Origin of the sequence: Mesorhizobium sp. M7A.F.Ca.CA.001.10.2.1 (genome assembly GCF_003998575.1) — a bacterium.
Lineage (GTDB): Bacteria > Pseudomonadota > Alphaproteobacteria > Rhizobiales > Rhizobiaceae > Mesorhizobium.
Map to the genome: position 1 here is coordinate 1 of NZ_RZQY01000675.1, position 909 is coordinate 909.

General features: G+C 63.3%; 1 protein-coding gene and 1 pseudogene. Both read right to left on the bottom strand.

Annotated elements, in window-relative coordinates:
* On the bottom strand, positions 1-495 hold a 495-nt coding region (locus tag EN964_RS29730), incomplete at its 3' end, for an alpha/beta hydrolase (protein ID WP_127277087.1).
* 7 nt (positions 496-502) lie between these two features.
* Positions 503-909 (bottom strand): annotated as a pseudogene (locus tag EN964_RS29735) (hypothetical protein); the annotation flags it as partial.

Here is a 909-nt window from a genome sequence, read left to right on the forward strand (position 1 = left end):
GGCATCGGCAGGCGCTTGCCGCGCAGCAAAGACAAGTGCGGCGGCGCCAAGCGACGAGCCGATGGCGCCAAGCTTCTGGCCTGGAAAGCGTTGCCGAGCAAAGGTAATAATACGGGCGGCGTCTGGGCCTTCCGAATACCCGAAGCCCTGAACGGCGCCACCGCTCTCTCCATGACCGGAGAGGTCGAACAAGACAACGGAATAGCCAGCGTCGAACAAGAGCTTCGCCCTTTGAACCAAGGCCAGCCTGTTGGCGCCGCGCCCATGTAGCAGCACAATCGCACCGCAACTGCCCTTTCGATCGGCTACCCAGCCGACAAGCTCGGGCGCATCGGCCTGGTCGAGTACGACGCGCTCGACGGAGAAGTCGCCAGGCGCTGCCAGAGCTTGCCGCGGCTGGCGAGCGACTAGTATCGTGCCGATGTGCCAGTCGAACACGCCCCCGGCAACGCCGAGTCCGACCAGCACGATGGCTAGCGAAAAGCAAAGCTTCATCGCCGGTTCATTCGCACTGATACTGGCTGAGTGCCCATTCGCCGGTCACCGACAATAGGTCCGATATCTTCCAGTCGCCGTCGACCCTCTTGAATTTCCATTCCAGCCGGTGCGGGTTGCCCGATATGACGAAGGCGACGATGACCTTGGCCTGGTCGCCGTTGATCGCCTCGAGCGTCTTCAGGCTCTTGTCGATCTCGGCCTTGTCGTAATCGGCATTGTCGAGCGCCATGTTGGGGTCGAGGCACTCGCCCTGCCCGGATTTGCGCAACGCGTCGCTCTTGTCGAGCACGGTTTTGGCCGGGTCGATGAAATGGCTTCGCTCGGCCGGATCGATCTCCAGTCCGACCTGATCGTAAAACGGCCGCACCACGGCGGTCGGCGAGCCCGGCTGGATCGGTGCGGCGGGCGCGG